The following is a 14,226-nucleotide window of genomic DNA, read 5'->3' as shown; positions in this document are numbered from 1 at the left end:
CAGAGCCATCAAATTCATCTGCAAGCTTTGCGCTGGGAGGAAGGCGCGTGAATACGTAATCGGCCCTAGCTGCCCCAGAGGCAAGCAAGCGAAATCGGCACCTCGCAGCGCTTGATCCGCCGCGCCGATCCGATCCCCGGAACCCAAAAGAAAAAAGCGGAGTTACCACCTCGCTGAAGGCCGGCAACTCCGCATAGTCTTTGGTGTCATCGATGCAAGAATAACAACAGGGCCACGTGCGTCCCCCCGAAGGAAGAATGGCTTGCAGACCGGATTAATCACCGTCTCGTCGCCCGTCATCCCCCCTGATCCGGGGGGCGTCCGCCTCGGCGCGCCAGCCCCCCTGTTCCGGTGGGTCGGCAAATGAACCGCTTCGTTATATGATGTCCTCATAATAAAAGCGCAGTTGCGGTTCCTGACTGAAGAGCCGCCCCCAGCGGTGGAAGGGTACACGGTGAAGGGCCTCCTGATCCTTGAAGACATTGCGGAGACCCGCAGCTGGCTTTGCGAGATCGCCCGCGAAGCCTTCGCCGGCTGCACGATCCACGAAGAGGGTAGCGTCCGCGGCGGCCTCGCCGCTGCGGCGGCCAGCCGGTTCGACATTGCAATGCTTGACCTTGGTTTACCCGATGGCTCCGGCCTCGATGTGCTGCGCAAGATCAAACAGGAAAACCCGGAGACAATCTGCGTCATCACCACCGTAATGGGCGACGACGCCTGGATCGTCGGCGCGCTGTCTGCCGGTGCAAACGGATACCTCCTGAAAGACCAGCCGCAGGACATCCTCATTCGCCAGCTTCGTCAGATTGCAGATGGTGTGCCTGCCCTCTCGCCCTCCATTGCTCGCCGCATCATGGATCATTTCCGCCTGACCGGCCCAGCCGCTCCGGATGAGGATCTAACCGCGCGCGAGCGCGATGTGCTCGCTCTTATTGGTCGCGGCATGCGCAATGGCGAGGTCGCCCGCGCCCTGGAGCTAAGCGAAAACACTGTCGCCAGCTACATCAAGGGCATCTATCGCAAGCTCGGTATCTCCTCCCGCGCCGAAGCCTCCTGGCACGCCACCCGCATGGGCCTCACCACGGATCGCGGCTGAGGCGCCTACTCCGCAGCCATCTCGAACACAGGAATACGTGCGGCGAGGCTGGTGCCCTCTCCGCCTTCAAGCGCAATATCGCCGCCGAAACTTTCTACACGGATCTTCATATTGCCCAGACCATTGCCCAGTGAGGCTGTCTGCGCCGGCAATCCCTTGCCATCATCTTTCACGCGCAGGGACAGCCAGTCCTTGTCGAGGCGAATGGTCACTTCCACTGCCCGTGCACCCGCATGCTTGATCGTGTTGCTTACCGCCTCGCGGATCAACGCACGCAGGGCATGCACCTTCTGCCGGGACAGCAGCGCGCCCGGCGCCGCATAAAGGTTCCAGCTCAGCGAGATACCATGCGGGTCCAGCCGGTCAGCCGTCTCCGCGCGCAGGTCGGCCAGCACGTCTTCCATCGGCGCCTCGGCGCCCTGCGCATTGTTGATCACGTCGCGAATGTCGGTCAGCGTCTCGCGGATCATCGCGTCCTTGCGGCCAGTCTCCCGCGAATGCAGCGCCCTCAGCAGCTGCGCGCCGATATTGTCGTGAATGTCCCGCGCAATGCGCGCGCGTTCCTCTGAAACGCCGCGATCATAAGCATTCCGGTTTTGCTCCGCATACCGCATCAGCTTCACGATCTGCCGCGCCAGCGCCATATCTTTCGGCGAATAAAGCCCGCGCCCGCCATCCTTGTAGCGCAAACTGAGCGCGGGCGAATCCGCAACCCCCGGCAGCACCATCAGCGTACCTTCGTCTTCAATGCGAACCGCAGCCTCCTCCGTCTCAACCCGGCGGATCTCCAGCGGCCCGAACATATCCTTCATCAGGCGGCGCCAGCGTTCGGCCCGCTGCTCCCCGCCCGGCGTCAGCGCAATGTCGATCACCGCGCGGAACATTTCCGCTTCATCCGGGCGCGACTGGCCAGACAGCTTGCGCCAGGCAAAGCTACGCACCGGCAGGTAAATCGCCGCCGCCAGCAGCAGCGCAATCGAGAATGCCGCGCCCGGCTCGAACGACAACAATCCGATCAGCAGCACATCCAGCAGCAGCACGCCCATTGCTGCCAGGAAGTGGAACATCAGCTGGAATGCCCATCCGCCCAGCCCGAACACCCGGAACCGCATCAGGCCCACGGTCAAGGCCGCATAGATCAGCAGGAAGAAGCCGAACGCGATATTCTCGTTCAGCAAAGGGGGGAACCCGAATGTATGAGGGAACGCGACGGTCGAGATAAACCCGCCCGCGCCCAGCACGACCGCCGCGCCCAGCCATAATGCGATCGATCTTTGTGCCGGCTCGGCGCGCGTAGCGAAGATCTGCCAGCCGACCAGCGCAACGATGCCCACCATTTCCCAGAAGGTGATCGGGTGAACCAGAAGGAAGTTCGGGTTAGGCCCGAACATTACCCAGATTGTAATGCCGCCAAAGCCGATCACCGTCGCCGCCATCATTGCCTTCCAGCCGGGCAGCCGCGCCGGGTAGATCATGAACAGGCACATCATCACGATGCCGAAGCCGGACGCGCCAACGCAATTGACGACCCTCGCCACAAAGCTCGTCGCTTCGGAAATCGGCAGGGCGAACAGCCACACGGCGGAAGCTGCGGAGAACATCAACGTCGTCAGGCCGCTCACCGCAAACAGGATTGCCGCCGGATCTGCCGGCTTGAGGGCCCAGACCCAGGCCGACACCATACTGGCCCCAAACCCGACAAGCAGCGACATCCAGAAGCCTGCCCCTGCTTCAAACGGAGAACGCCAGGCGCTGACCGTGCCCGTCCAGCCCGTCGCGGGCTGAAGGCCTGCCACCGCGATAGCAACCGTCACGGCCACGACAATCAGCGCAGGCACAGTGAACCTGGTCAGCGGCGTATTGATGTCCTGCAGTCTCATCCCCGGCATTCCCCTTTGCACAGTCCTTCATAGAGGGCGCATGGCGGCGAAAGTAAACCGCTGGCGCCGGCAGCGTGCAGCCCAGCGCCTCCTTGCCGTCCACCCCCGGAACGGGGGTTATCCCAAATCTGGGGGACCGGCGATAATGCTCGCAATTCCGGGAGCCCCGTATGACAAGACGAAAGCCCCTCTTCGCTGCTGGCCTCGCCTGCTTTCTGCTTGCGGCGCCCAGCGCCGCGCAGGGAGCAGACACCGGCGTCGTCCTCACGCCGCCGGACCAGCTCTTCGGCCCGAAGCTGAATGCCTTCCAGAAGACATATAATGACGCGAGCACCTGCTCGGGCGCCGCAGCCCAGCTCCGGTCGAATGCCGCTGTCTTTGCCGCCCGCGCCCTGAACGAGACCACCGCCGCGCGCCGGCGGGGGGACGAGGAAGCGGCCGGCTTCTATAACCTGCTCTTCCAGAATGCGGTGACCATGCGCGACTCTGCAGCAACCGCCACAAACAGCCTCGATGACCTGCGGGAAGCGCTCGCCCGGCGCCCGGAGGTGAACGACGCTGGCGGACGCATTCTCTACCTCTCAGGCGCCCGGAGCATCTCGCCCCTTGCCCTTGATTCGCTTGCCACCGATGGACAGGCCCTTCAGGATGGCATGTTCCATCGCGGAAACATCCTCCTGGCCGATCTCGGCGATGTCAGGGCTTGTCTGGAAGATGTAACTTCCGACAAGCTTCCAATCCCTTGATGGGCATCAAATAGTTGATGTCGGGCCAATATTACGCCTCTGGAGCGTAAATTTCCGCCTTTGCGACCAGAGCGGGTGTGAGGTACGCGCAACACTATCATTTTCGATAGCTTGTTTCTGGCCTGAACATACGGAAACCGTTCCTCACTGAAAAAGTCTGCCGCCCTCCCAGAGCAGACGTTGCGGAGGAAATCCATGAAACGTCATAAACCCTTTAGTCGTATTTGTATTCGGCGGTGCTTCGGCGCTCGCCATGACGCTGTCCATGCCGGCCATCGCGCAGGAAACGACGGCCCCGGAAGCAGCCCCCGCTGCCACCGAATCCACGACCAGCGATTCCGATCTCAAGCTCGGCTCGATCACCGTTACAGCCAACCGCCGCGAAGAGTCCGCTCAGGACGTTCCGATGGCGATTCAGGCCTTTGGTGAAGACACGCTGAACCAGCTGAACATCAATTCGGTCGAAGACCTCACCACCGTCGTCCCAGGCTTCTCGGTCTCCCAGTCCTATCAGGGCGTGCCGACCTACACGCTGCGCGGCATCGGCTTCAACACGATCAACCTCTCGGCCACCTCCACCGTCGGTACCTATGTCGACGAGGTTGCCTACCCCTACCCGTTCATGAACTCCGGCCCGGTCTTTGACGTTTCCCGCGTTGAGGTTCTGAAAGGTCCGCAGGGCACCCTGTTCGGCCGCAACACCACCGCCGGCCTGATCAACGTTGTCACCAACAAACCGGTCGACGAATTCCAGGCCATGGCGAAAGCCGAAGTCGGCAATTACGACACCTGGAACCTCGAAGGCATGATCAACCTGCCGATCTCCGAAACGGTCCAGGCACGCTTCGCCATCCGCAGTGAAAACAGCGATGAAGGCTGGCAACGCTCGATGTCCCGCCCGGACGAAGATCGCGGCACGGTCGACAAGCTCGGATTCCGCGCTGCTGTGGCCCTTCAGCCAACGGACAAGCTGGACGTGAACCTCAGCTACAACGGCTGGATCAACAAGTCCGACACCATCGCCGCCCAGGGCATCGGCCTGACGCCCAGCACGGACCCGACCTTCATCGTTCCGGGTACGTCTGGCCCATCGGCAACATCCGGCTTCAACGCGCCGGGCCTCGTGGCCTTCCTCCAGAACAACCGCCCCACCAGCGCTGAAGATGCCGACTGGGTGCCTTACCACGTCCGCGCTCAGACGATCGGCGGCGTTCCAGGCATGACGGACGACAACAAGGAAGACTCTTCCTTCCACGCCTTCCGTGCCGGTATTAACTACACCTTCGACAACGACCTGACGCTCGTCTCGCTCACCGGCTATAACAAGCTGGAGCGCAAGGCGGTCCTCGACTTCTCCGGCGCGCCCTACCAGATCCTGAACCAGGACATTGACGGCGAGATCAAGTCGTTCAGCCAGGAACTGCGCCTCGAAGGCCAGACCGATCGCGTCAACTGGCTCGTCGGCGCCTATTACGGCAAGGACGAAACCCTCGACACGAACCGCACGATGCTGCGCGATAACGCCAACTCGAACTTCATTTCGACCGCTGCGTATCTGCTCACCGTCAACCCAGCGGCTCTGGGCTTCGACCCTGCCGTCGTCGGCCCACTGGTTGCCCTCGTTAACCGCGACCCGGAAACCGGCCTGCCGTACACCGCTGCCGAACTGCTGAACTCGTTCCAGACCTACCGCGACAGCGGTGACTTCGAAACGACCACGCAGAGCATCTTTGCTAATGCAGACTGGGAAATCACGCCGGAATTCTCGGTGACCACCGGTATCCGCTACACCGAAGATAAGCAGAACTATGTGGGCTGCTCGGCGGACGTGAACGGCTCCATGCAGCCCAACATCAACGTGTTCAACCGCGTGTTCTTCACCGGCATCTACGGCCTCTCGGCGCCCCCGGCCGCTTTGCTGGAAAACGGCTGCAACACATACGACGTGACCACCAACACCTTCGGTCCGGTCACCTCGAGCACCAAGGAAGACAACGTCAGCTGGCGGATCGTCGGTAACTGGACCCCGCAGGACAACATGCTGCTCTTCGCGTCGGTGACCCAGGGCTACAAGTCGGCCTCCACACCGGTGAACGCGGCCTCCAAATCCGAGCAGAACGCACCCGCTACGCAGGAAGGCCTGCTCGCCTATGAAGCCGGCCTGAAGGCTCAGTTCTTCAACCAGCGCCTCCAGACCAACAGCTCGCTGTTCTTCTATGACTATGAAGACAAGCAAGTGGCATCCTTCTTCCCGGATCCGATCTATCGCGCCCTCTCGCGCCTGCAGAACGTTCCGAAGTCGGAAGCCTATGGTTTCGAGACGGAGATTACCTGGCTGATCAACGAAAACCTCACTGCGATGGGCGGCCTCACGCTGCTCAAGACGGAGATCAAGGAATTCGACACCTCCGACAGCTTCGGTCTGCCGACCAGCCGCGCTGGCGATCCCTTCCTCTACAGCCCGGAAACGAGCCTCAGCGGCGCCCTTCTCTACGACCGTCCGGTCACGGAGACCCTCGGCGTGCGCGGTTCGCTTAGCGGCCGCTGGCAGAGCGACTCGACCGCCGGCAATCCGGATGATCCGCTCTACGACATCGACTCCTACGGCACCCTCAATGGCTCGATCGGCCTCTACACGCTGAACGATACGTGGGAGTTCTCGATCTGGGGTCAGAACCTGACGGACGAGTATTACACTCAGCAGGTCACGACGAATGCCAACGTCGTCGTGCGCTACAGCAACAAGCCGCGCACCTACGGCGCTGCCCTCACCTACCGCTTCTGATAGCCTTCCTCCTGGAAACTGGCCGCGACCGAAACCGGTTCGCGGCCAGTTCTTTTTTGTCTGCCCTCCGTGGCGCGTAAACGACGCCTTACCGGGGCGAGATGCTGATGCCGCCCGCGTGCCCATGCTCATCGCGCTCGGCCCTTGCCGTCATGAAGGTGCGCGCTTCGAAGTCTTTCGAATGCACGGTGCTCATACCCACATAGTCAGCCTCCACGGTCTGGCGTGTCAGGGTCAGCAGGATGAAGCCCTTGTCCTTCACATTGGCAAACCGAACGCCTTCGTTCTTTTGCGGGATCGCTTCGGCGGCGATGTCGAAGATGCGCGGATCACTGGTGAGATTCTCATAGCCGCCGGGCGAGGTGATACTGCCCGTGGCAAACTCCATGCCTGCCAGCCGCCGGTCGCTCTCGCGGTAAAGGTCGCTTGCCCAGAACATGTGGCTGTCGCCCGACAGCACCACCAGATTGGCCTCGGCCTCAACAGCCGAGTTAAGCAGGCGCTCGCGCGCTGCCGGATACCCATCCCAGGAATCTAGGTTCACCGGCAGGCCGAGGCTGGACCGTTCGATCCAGCGCAGGCCATATCCGCCCTTCTCTCGCACTGGCCCAAGGATGTCCTCCGGCAGGATGGCCATGTAGTCGGGTGTGCGCATCGGCGCCATCACGGTCTGGTTGCCCAGCACCTGCCAGGCGATTCCCGCGGCGGTGGAGCGTTTCAGCTCTCCGTCCAGCCAGGCCTCCTGCGGCGCGCCCAACAGCGTGCGCGCCGGGTCGGCCAGCGGCCCTTTCTCGAAGGCTTCCGGATCGGTCATCCCGGAATAGCTCAGCGGCTCGCCGCGCCCGGTCAGGCGGGATTCGATCAGGATCAGTGAGGCAATGTCGCCGAACTCGTACGTCCGCGTCAGCGTCTTGGCCGCCTGCCCCGGCTTGGGGTCGCGCATCGGCAGCCACTCGAAATAAGCCTGCAGCGCCGCGTCACAACGCGCCTCCCAGCTCCCCTGAGTGTCTTCCTTGTGGTTGCCCGCGCCGCCAGACCAGCTGTTATTGGCCGTCTCGTGATCGTCCCAGATAGTGATGAAAGGCGCCGCCGCATGGGCTGCCTGCAGGTCCGGGTCACGGCGATAGCAGGCAAAACGTGCGCGGTAATCCTCCAGCGTCACCGTGTCATGCGCCGGCTCTGGTATCCGCCCGATGCGCCGGCCCGTCGCTCCGTCATATCCGTCCGGGCCATACTCGTAGATATAGTCCCCAAGATGGACCACCGCATCGAGGTCGGGCGTCTCGGCTATGGTCCGATAGGCGTTGTAAAATCCTGAGGCGAAGTTGGCGCAGGAGGCAACCGCCAGGCGCACCTGATGTCCCGAAACGTCCTTCAGCGTCCGCGTCTTGCCACTGGGGGAAACATTCGCGCCCGCCTTGAAGCGGTAATGATACTGCTGCCCCGGTTTCAGCGATTCGACATCCACCTTCACGGTATAGTCCCGCGCCGCGCTCGTCAGCGCAGTGCCCCTGCGGACGATCTTCTCGAAACCGGCATCTTCGGCCACCTCGAAGGCAACGGGAACTGATCCAACTTCAGGCGCATAGGCCCGCGTCCAGATCACTACAGAATTGCTCGTCGGGTCGCCACTCGCCACACCCGAAGTGAACTCCGCATCGACCGTCGGCGCCTGCCGGGTTGTCCTGCATCCGCCCAGCAGGGTGAAACCACTGCCCAGTCCCAACAACGCCTCACGGCGGCTGATACCTGAGTTCAGTGGGCTTTTTGGGCGCTTTTCCGCCATCAATCATTCTCCGGTCAGTTTCAGGACAACGCGCACCCTGCAAATCTATGGATGCCGCCGCAACGCTGATATGTTAGCTGATATGTTTGACACTTGTTCTACGAGCGCCAGTTGGCCACTCGGCGGCCTGCGTGCGTATTAGGCGAGCAAAACATGAGGCAAAACCCAGCGCAGCCTCGCGCAATTTGAGGATGGGCTTGTCACAACCAACACGATAACAGAGCCTGCCGGTATAAAAAATGCGCAGGCCAAGGGAGCAGACATCATGGGCACACAAACAAAGATAAAGCCCAGGGAAGACATGGCACCATTTTATCAGCAGGGATTCAGCGACGTTCGCCACACGGAAGACTGGGCACCCGACCTGCAGAAATCGAAGGCATACGAGCAGATCCTGCTCGACATCATCCTCGGCATTCTCCCGCCAAGCGCACGGCTCGATGAGCTTGGCCTCGCCAAGCAATATGGCCTCGGCGTCGCCGGGGTCCGCGATGCGCTGGCGCGCCTGTCCCTTGAGGGCATGGTCCTGCGGCGTCCCCGCTCGGGCACCATTGTCGCCTCCATCGATGTGCAGGAAGTGCAACAGGCCTATGAAGTGCGCTGCCTGCTGGAGCCACACGCCGCCTTCCTGGCCGCCGAACACGCCACCCGCGCTGAAGTCGAAGAGATCATGACCGCGTTCGATGGGGCCGAGGCGGCCGCCAAGCGGCGCGACTTCCGCGCCATCATCGCCATGGATCAGAAGTTTCACCGCGCCGTGGCAATCGCCAGCCACAATCTGAGCCTCGCCCGCATCGTTATCAACCTGCACAACAAGGCCGCGCGCTATTGGTATTACTCCATGACCACGCGGCCGGACGAAGACAGGCTGGAAGATATTGCCAACCACCGGATTGCCGCCAAGGCAATCGCGCGTGGGGACGGCAAGGCCGCGATGAAGGCCATGCTGGTCGTCATGGGCGACAAGTCGGCAGACTGATCCCCTTCAAAAATCAGGCACGCATACGGTTCTCAGCTCAGGATTGAGGCAATCGTTTACTGGATGGCAATCCAATCTCCGTGCCCGTCTTCTGCCGCGTGCAGATCAGTGCCCTTCTGGCAAGGCGCCCCTTCGAGCCTGCTTCAAACCCAGCAACTTGCGGCGCCGACCTGACAGTCGATCGCCTTTTGCTGCGCCTGCGATGCTGCGCCGCACGATTGATAGGCGCCTGACTTCCAGACCTGCTTCGAATTTGAACATGTTAACTGAAATGTTAGAACAAATATCAGATGACGCTGTTTTTCCGTCACCAGCTCCCTGAACTGACCCCATACGCAACCGCCGCAGCCAATGAGGGGTCCTGAGACATGCGAGCACTGTACCACCTGACGAGCGTTCTGACTGCTATCGCAATCGCCAACGGTGCATGGGCCGAAGACGGTCCTGCTCCGGCCACGGAAGAAGTCGCTGACGAGACCGCCGTACTCGATACCGTCGTCATCGTCGGCGACAAGATCGGCCTGCTTGAGAAGTCAAACAGTGAAAGCGTCTTCGGCATGGGCAAGTCCCTGCTGGAAACCCCGCGTTCCGCGACGCTGGTGAGCGACCTGACGCTGGAACGCTACGGCATCGAGGAAGTCGACGACCTGATCGCCATCGCGCCGGGCACCTTCACGGGCAGCTATTATGGCGTCAAAGGCTCGGTCAACGCGCGCGGCACGCTCGCGGAAACCTATTTCAACGGCTTCAAGCGCGTTGAAAACCGCGGCACCTACCCGACGCTGCTGGGCGCAGCGTCCCAGGTCGATATCGTCCGTGGGCCGCCCACACCCGCCTTTGGTCCCGGCAAGGTCGGCGGCGCCATCAACATCATCCCGAAAACCGGTCGCGCCTCGGGCGATGCCTTCATCGAGGAAGTCGAAGGCGCAGCCGAAGTCACCGTCGGCTCATATGGCAAGTTCAACGCCAACGGCCAGGTCGGCATCCCCGTCACCGATCGCGGCGCGGTCTATGCCTATGTCGAGTATGAAAACTCCGACTCCTTCTATCGTGGCATATCGCCCGAACACCTGATGATACAGCTCTCCGGCGAGTATGATGTCACCGACACGCTGACCCTCACCATGAGCGGCCAGTATTTCGACTCCGACGGCTACGTTCAGTCTCCCGGCTGGAACCGCGTCACGCAGGACCTGATCGACAACCAGAACTACATCACTGGCCGCAACACCGTCGTCGTCGACACCGATGGCAATGGCCGCATCACGCCAGATGAGGCCGGCGGTGGCTTCGTTGTCGGCTATTTCGGCTTCACGCCGGCGGTCGATCCCCGCTTCCAGCTCACCGAAGGCGTCGGCACGGCAAAGCTCAGCCCTCGCACGATCTTCATCTCGGATGCGGACTTCTCGAAAACCACCACCAACACGCTCTATTTCAAGGCCGAGCAGGCCATCGGCGAGAGCTCGCTCGACTTCGAGATGTTCTACGACTCGATGGAAAACCAGCGCTTCGTCAGCTATGGCTTCCCCGCCGATTACGACGCCTGGGCCGCCGAAAGCCGTGTCAGCTACAATTTCAAGACCGGCACCGAAGACTCCTTCATCAAGTCCACCAACAAGGTCGGCTTCGGCTATCGCCGCCAGGACGCGATCAAGAAGGAAACCTACAACTCCGGCTACATCGCGCTGGACCGCCGTGACATCATCCACGGCGCCACGCCCAACGACATCATGGACGATCCGTTCTCGGTCGAACCGGGCAATATCGGCGTAGGTTGGGACATGACGGTCGACTCCAGCTGGACCGACAAGGGCCTCTTCGCCCTCTCCGACATCAGCGTCGGCCAATACGTCAACCTGCTGCTCGGTGGCCGGTATGACTGGTACGATGTCAACACCATCGACACCGGCGCCCTCTGCTACTGCCCCGGCAACATCGCGTTCGATGCCGGACAGGAAGAGCTGAGCTACAGCGCCAGCCTCAGCCTCAACCTGCCCTACGGCTTCTTCCCCTATGTCACCTATGCCGAAACCGCCGCGCTCGAGATCGGACAGGCCGGCGACATCGCCCCCAGCCTCGTCAGCGGCAATCAGTGGATCTCGGACTCCGAGCTGAAGGAAGGCGGCGTCAAGTTCGAGCTCCTCGGCGGCACACTCGTCGGCAGCCTCTCCGGCTACGAACAATCTCGCACCCGCCTCTCGATGTTCAACAACGTCGCGGCCACCGTCGCCAAGGGTATCGAACTCGAAGCCCGCTGGCTCGCCACCGACAATCTCTCCTTCACCTTCGCCGGCAACAGCCAGAAAACCACCGTCAAAGGCCCGGATGCGAGCTTCCTCTACATCCCGGTCTGGGCAACGGGCCTCGATCCTGTGGACGGCTACGGCGCCGCCTACGCAATCTACAACTTCGCCCAGTCCCCGGTCGGCCAGTCTGGTGACTATGAGAGCAAGCAGATCCCGAAAACCGTGGTCAGCCTCTTCGGCTCCTATGTTTCCGACCCGTATGACTGGGGCCAGTTCGGCGTCACCGCCGGCATCACCTCGGTCTCGGAAACCGCCGGCAAACTCGCGAGCCCCATCGTCCTGCCCGCTTATGAGACGGTGAACCTCTCGGCCTTCTACGCTTTCCAGGATTATGAGGTTGCCTTCAATGTCGACAACCTGTTCGACGAACTCTACTTCCAGCCGGTCACCGACACCTATTCGGATATGGCAGTCCTGCCCGGCAAGGGCACAGAATACCGGGTCACCTTCAAGAAGAAGTTCTGATCACAGAAACAATATCCTGCCGCCGGGGCCGGCCTCACAGCCGCCCCCACACCTCCCGCAAGGCTGCGGGCCCGGCTCCGGACGGCAGGACGCGATACAAAGGGAGCGTAGACAATGAGGATGAGAACAGCGCCATGAAGCCGATGCCCGCTTATCCCGATAATCTTTCCGGCTGGGTTGCCCCGCAAAGGTCCGCCGTCGTCGTCATCGACATGCAGGTGGACTTCGCCTCCCCCGAGGGAGTCCTCGGCAAGGCCGGTCTCGACATGTCCATCGCCGCGCCCGCCGTCGCCGCTGCGGAGCGTCTGGTCGACGCTGCCCGCGCCGCCGGCACACCGGTCATCTTCGTCGGCCTCGCCACCACGGCGGCCACCGATTCCCCCGTCTGGGGCGAATGGCACCGCCGCCGCGACGGCGTGGACAATGGCGGCGCCATCTGCCGCGCGGGCGAGCCCGGCTCCGCCTTTGTCGGCCCCACGCCCCAGGGCGATGAAACCGTCATCTGGAAGCTGCGCTATTCCGGCTTCTTCGGCACCAGCCTCGACGCGGTCCTGCGTGCCCGCGGCATCGACACGCTGGTCGTCTGTGGCCTGACGACAGAGTGCTGCGTGGATTGCACCGTGCGCGATGCCTTCCACCTCGATTACTTCGTCTACCTGCCCACAGATGCCTGCGCCGCCTATGACGAAAGCGTGCACGAAGGCGCGCTTCAATCCCTCGCGCTGAACTGCGCCACCCTGGTCTCCACAGATGAGATCTGCGCTGCCTGGGCCGAATAAAAACAAGAAAGTGTCCCGATGAGTAACATCTTCAAGAATCTGCCCGAGGCGAACTACGCCGTCTCGGAAGAAGACGCCGCTGCGCTTGCCGCCGCCATCGACAAGGAGGAGATGACGAAAGTCGCCCTTGAGCTGGGCAACATCCCGAGCCCTGCACGGGGCGAAGCTCAGGCGGCGGAATATGTCTATCAATGGCTGGCAAAGGAAGGCTTCCGCCCCCGCAAGGTCGGCGCCACGCCCGAACGCCCCAATGTGATCGCCACCTATGGCGGCAAGGGCGATGGCAAAAGCCTGCTTTACACCGCCCACCTCGATACCGAGAGCCCCACCTGGAACCCGGACGAGGACGCTTACAAGTTCCGCCCGGAAACGCTCGAAGTGCGCGAATGGAATGAATGCTGGCTGGAAGACGGCGCCTTCCACGGCTATCCCATCGCCAATGATCGCGGCCCGATGACCTGCTTTCTCTTCGCGGCCAAGGCCCTGAAGAAATGCGGGTTCGATCTCTCCGGCCGCCTCTATCTCACGGCCTCTCCCGGCGAAATCGGCCCGGAGCCGATTGAAGAGGCGCGCGGCGTGGATTTCATGGGCAAGGAAATCGGCACGCATTACGTCTTCAATCATGGCGGCGTCTCGCCGGATTACGCCATCGCCGCAGAAGGCTGCGATTATGGCCTCACATGGATTGGCTGTGGCTACATCGTCTTCCGTATACGGCTCTATGGTGAGGCGATCTTCACGCCCCTGCTGAATTCGCCCAGGCTCGCTTCCCAGCATCCCAACCCGATTTACCGGATGGGCTCGGCCATCCAGCCGATCCTCGACTGGAGCCTGAAATACGAAGCCGAAAGCCGTTACGAATCCGAAGGCGGCTCCGCCTTCCCGAAGGTCCAGCTATCGGCGGTACGCGGCGGCGTGCCTCATGTCTTCGGCGCGGGCACGGAAGTCTGCGCCATCTATCTGGAAGTCGGCCTTGCGCCCAACCAGGAGATTGGCCCGGTCCACCGCGACCTCGAGAAATACCTGCGCGCGGCCAATATCGGCGAGTTCGATATCGAGCCTGTCGTCGTCCGCCATGGCTTCGAGGCGGATGCCGCCCGCGTCTCCCCGCTGGTCAGCGCGGTGGATGTCGCCACCCGCCTCACGCTGGGTAAGCCGGTCGAGCGTGCCGCCCCGGTCTATTCGTCCATGTGGCGCGATCATAACGTGTTCAACATGAACCGCGTGCCCGCCATCACCACAGGCTTCAAACGCTGGCGCCCAACGCCCGATGATCTTGCCAAAAGCGCGCTTATATATGCCCTGACCGCCCTCGCCCTTTGCGGCAAGGCAGACAGTGAAGAAGAAGCCGCCCGCAAGAAGCCGGTCTACGGCGATAATCCCTTCGGTTGAGGAAAGGAGACA

General features: G+C 62.0%; 9 protein-coding genes. 7 read left to right on the top strand and 2 right to left on the bottom strand.

Translation table 11 applies throughout. The features are described 5' to 3' along the window. The first annotated feature begins 454 nt into the window (after positions 1 to 454). The gene (locus K1X12_RS10030; protein ID WP_220988854.1) at positions 455 to 1,096 is read left to right on the top strand and encodes a LuxR C-terminal-related transcriptional regulator; all 642 of its coding nucleotides are present in this window, start codon (positions 455 to 457) and stop codon (positions 1,094 to 1,096) included. 5 nt (positions 1,097 to 1,101) lie between these two features. On the opposite strand, the gene K1X12_RS10025 is transcribed toward K1X12_RS10030, so the two are convergent. Then, a complete protein-coding gene (locus tag K1X12_RS10025; protein ID WP_225907936.1) occupies positions 1,102 to 2,976 on the bottom strand; it encodes a sensor histidine kinase in 1,875 nt (624 codons plus the stop codon). A 170-nt stretch (positions 2,977 to 3,146) separates the two neighbouring features. Here K1X12_RS10025 and K1X12_RS10020 point away from each other — a divergent pair, with 170 nt between their 5' ends. Together K1X12_RS10020 and K1X12_RS10015 are read left to right on the top strand one after the other, a co-directional pair. Further along, on the top strand, positions 3,147 to 3,722 hold the full coding sequence (locus tag K1X12_RS10020) for a hypothetical protein (RefSeq protein ID WP_220987458.1): 576 nt from the start codon (positions 3,147 to 3,149) through the stop codon (positions 3,720 to 3,722). Positions 3,723 to 3,975: 253 nt separating this feature from the next. After that, positions 3,976 to 6,507, top strand: coding sequence for a TonB-dependent receptor (locus K1X12_RS10015; RefSeq protein WP_220987457.1), 2,532 nt, complete (start codon positions 3,976 to 3,978; stop codon positions 6,505 to 6,507). 88 nt (positions 6,508 to 6,595) lie between these two features. Here K1X12_RS10015 and K1X12_RS10010 read toward each other — a convergent pair whose 3' ends face one another. Beyond that, a complete protein-coding gene (locus K1X12_RS10010) occupies positions 6,596 to 8,293 on the bottom strand; it encodes an alkaline phosphatase D family protein (RefSeq protein WP_220987456.1) in 1,698 nt (565 codons plus the stop codon). 301 nt (positions 8,294 to 8,594) lie between these two features. Between K1X12_RS10010 and K1X12_RS10005 the strand changes: the two genes are divergently transcribed. From K1X12_RS10005 to K1X12_RS09990, 4 genes are all read left to right on the top strand, one after another. Further along, positions 8,595 to 9,272, top strand: a complete 678-nt coding sequence (locus tag K1X12_RS10005) for a GntR family transcriptional regulator (protein ID WP_225907935.1) — start codon at positions 8,595 to 8,597, stop codon at positions 9,270 to 9,272. 368 nt (positions 9,273 to 9,640) lie between these two features. Further along, positions 9,641 to 12,043 (top strand): TonB-dependent siderophore receptor, encoded by a 2,403-nt coding sequence (locus K1X12_RS10000; protein WP_220987454.1) that lies wholly within the window; start codon positions 9,641 to 9,643, stop codon positions 12,041 to 12,043. 134 nt (positions 12,044 to 12,177) lie between these two features. After that, entirely contained in the window at positions 12,178 to 12,822 is a 645-nt protein-coding gene (locus K1X12_RS09995) for a cysteine hydrolase family protein (RefSeq protein ID WP_220987453.1), read from the top strand. Positions 12,823 to 12,840: 18 nt separating this feature from the next. Then, positions 12,841 to 14,214: a zinc-binding metallopeptidase family protein gene (locus K1X12_RS09990; RefSeq protein WP_225907934.1), complete on the top strand. Its 1,374-nt coding sequence runs from the start codon at positions 12,841 to 12,843 to the stop codon at positions 14,212 to 14,214. The last annotated feature ends 12 nt before the right edge of the window (positions 14,215 to 14,226 follow it).

It is taken from the genome of Hyphomonas sediminis (genome assembly GCF_019679475.1).
In the GTDB taxonomy this organism is placed as follows: Bacteria; Pseudomonadota; Alphaproteobacteria; order Caulobacterales; family Hyphomonadaceae; genus Hyphomonas; species Hyphomonas sediminis.
This window is presented reverse-complemented; position numbering and strand designations above follow the sequence as displayed.

Bases quoted from the DNA above. Each gene is read 5' to 3' on its own strand.
- K1X12_RS10025 (WP_225907936.1), bottom strand. From the start codon at position 2,976: ATGAGACTGCAGGACATCAATACGCCGCTGACCAGGTTCACTGTGCCT.
- K1X12_RS10020 (WP_220987458.1), top strand. From the start codon at position 3,147: ATGACAAGACGAAAGCCCCTCTTCGCTGCTGGCCTCGCCTGCTTTCTG.
- K1X12_RS10015 (WP_220987457.1), top strand. From the start codon at position 3,976: ATGACGCTGTCCATGCCGGCCATCGCGCAGGAAACGACGGCCCCGGAA.
- K1X12_RS10010 (WP_220987456.1), bottom strand. From the start codon at position 8,293: ATGGCGGAAAAGCGCCCAAAAAGCCCACTGAACTCAGGTATCAGCCGC.
- K1X12_RS10005 (WP_225907935.1), top strand. From the start codon at position 8,595: ATGGCACCATTTTATCAGCAGGGATTCAGCGACGTTCGCCACACGGAA.
- K1X12_RS10000 (WP_220987454.1), top strand. From the start codon at position 9,641: ATGCGAGCACTGTACCACCTGACGAGCGTTCTGACTGCTATCGCAATC.
- K1X12_RS09995 (WP_220987453.1), top strand. From the start codon at position 12,178: ATGAAGCCGATGCCCGCTTATCCCGATAATCTTTCCGGCTGGGTTGCC.
- K1X12_RS09990 (WP_225907934.1), top strand. From the start codon at position 12,841: ATGAGTAACATCTTCAAGAATCTGCCCGAGGCGAACTACGCCGTCTCG.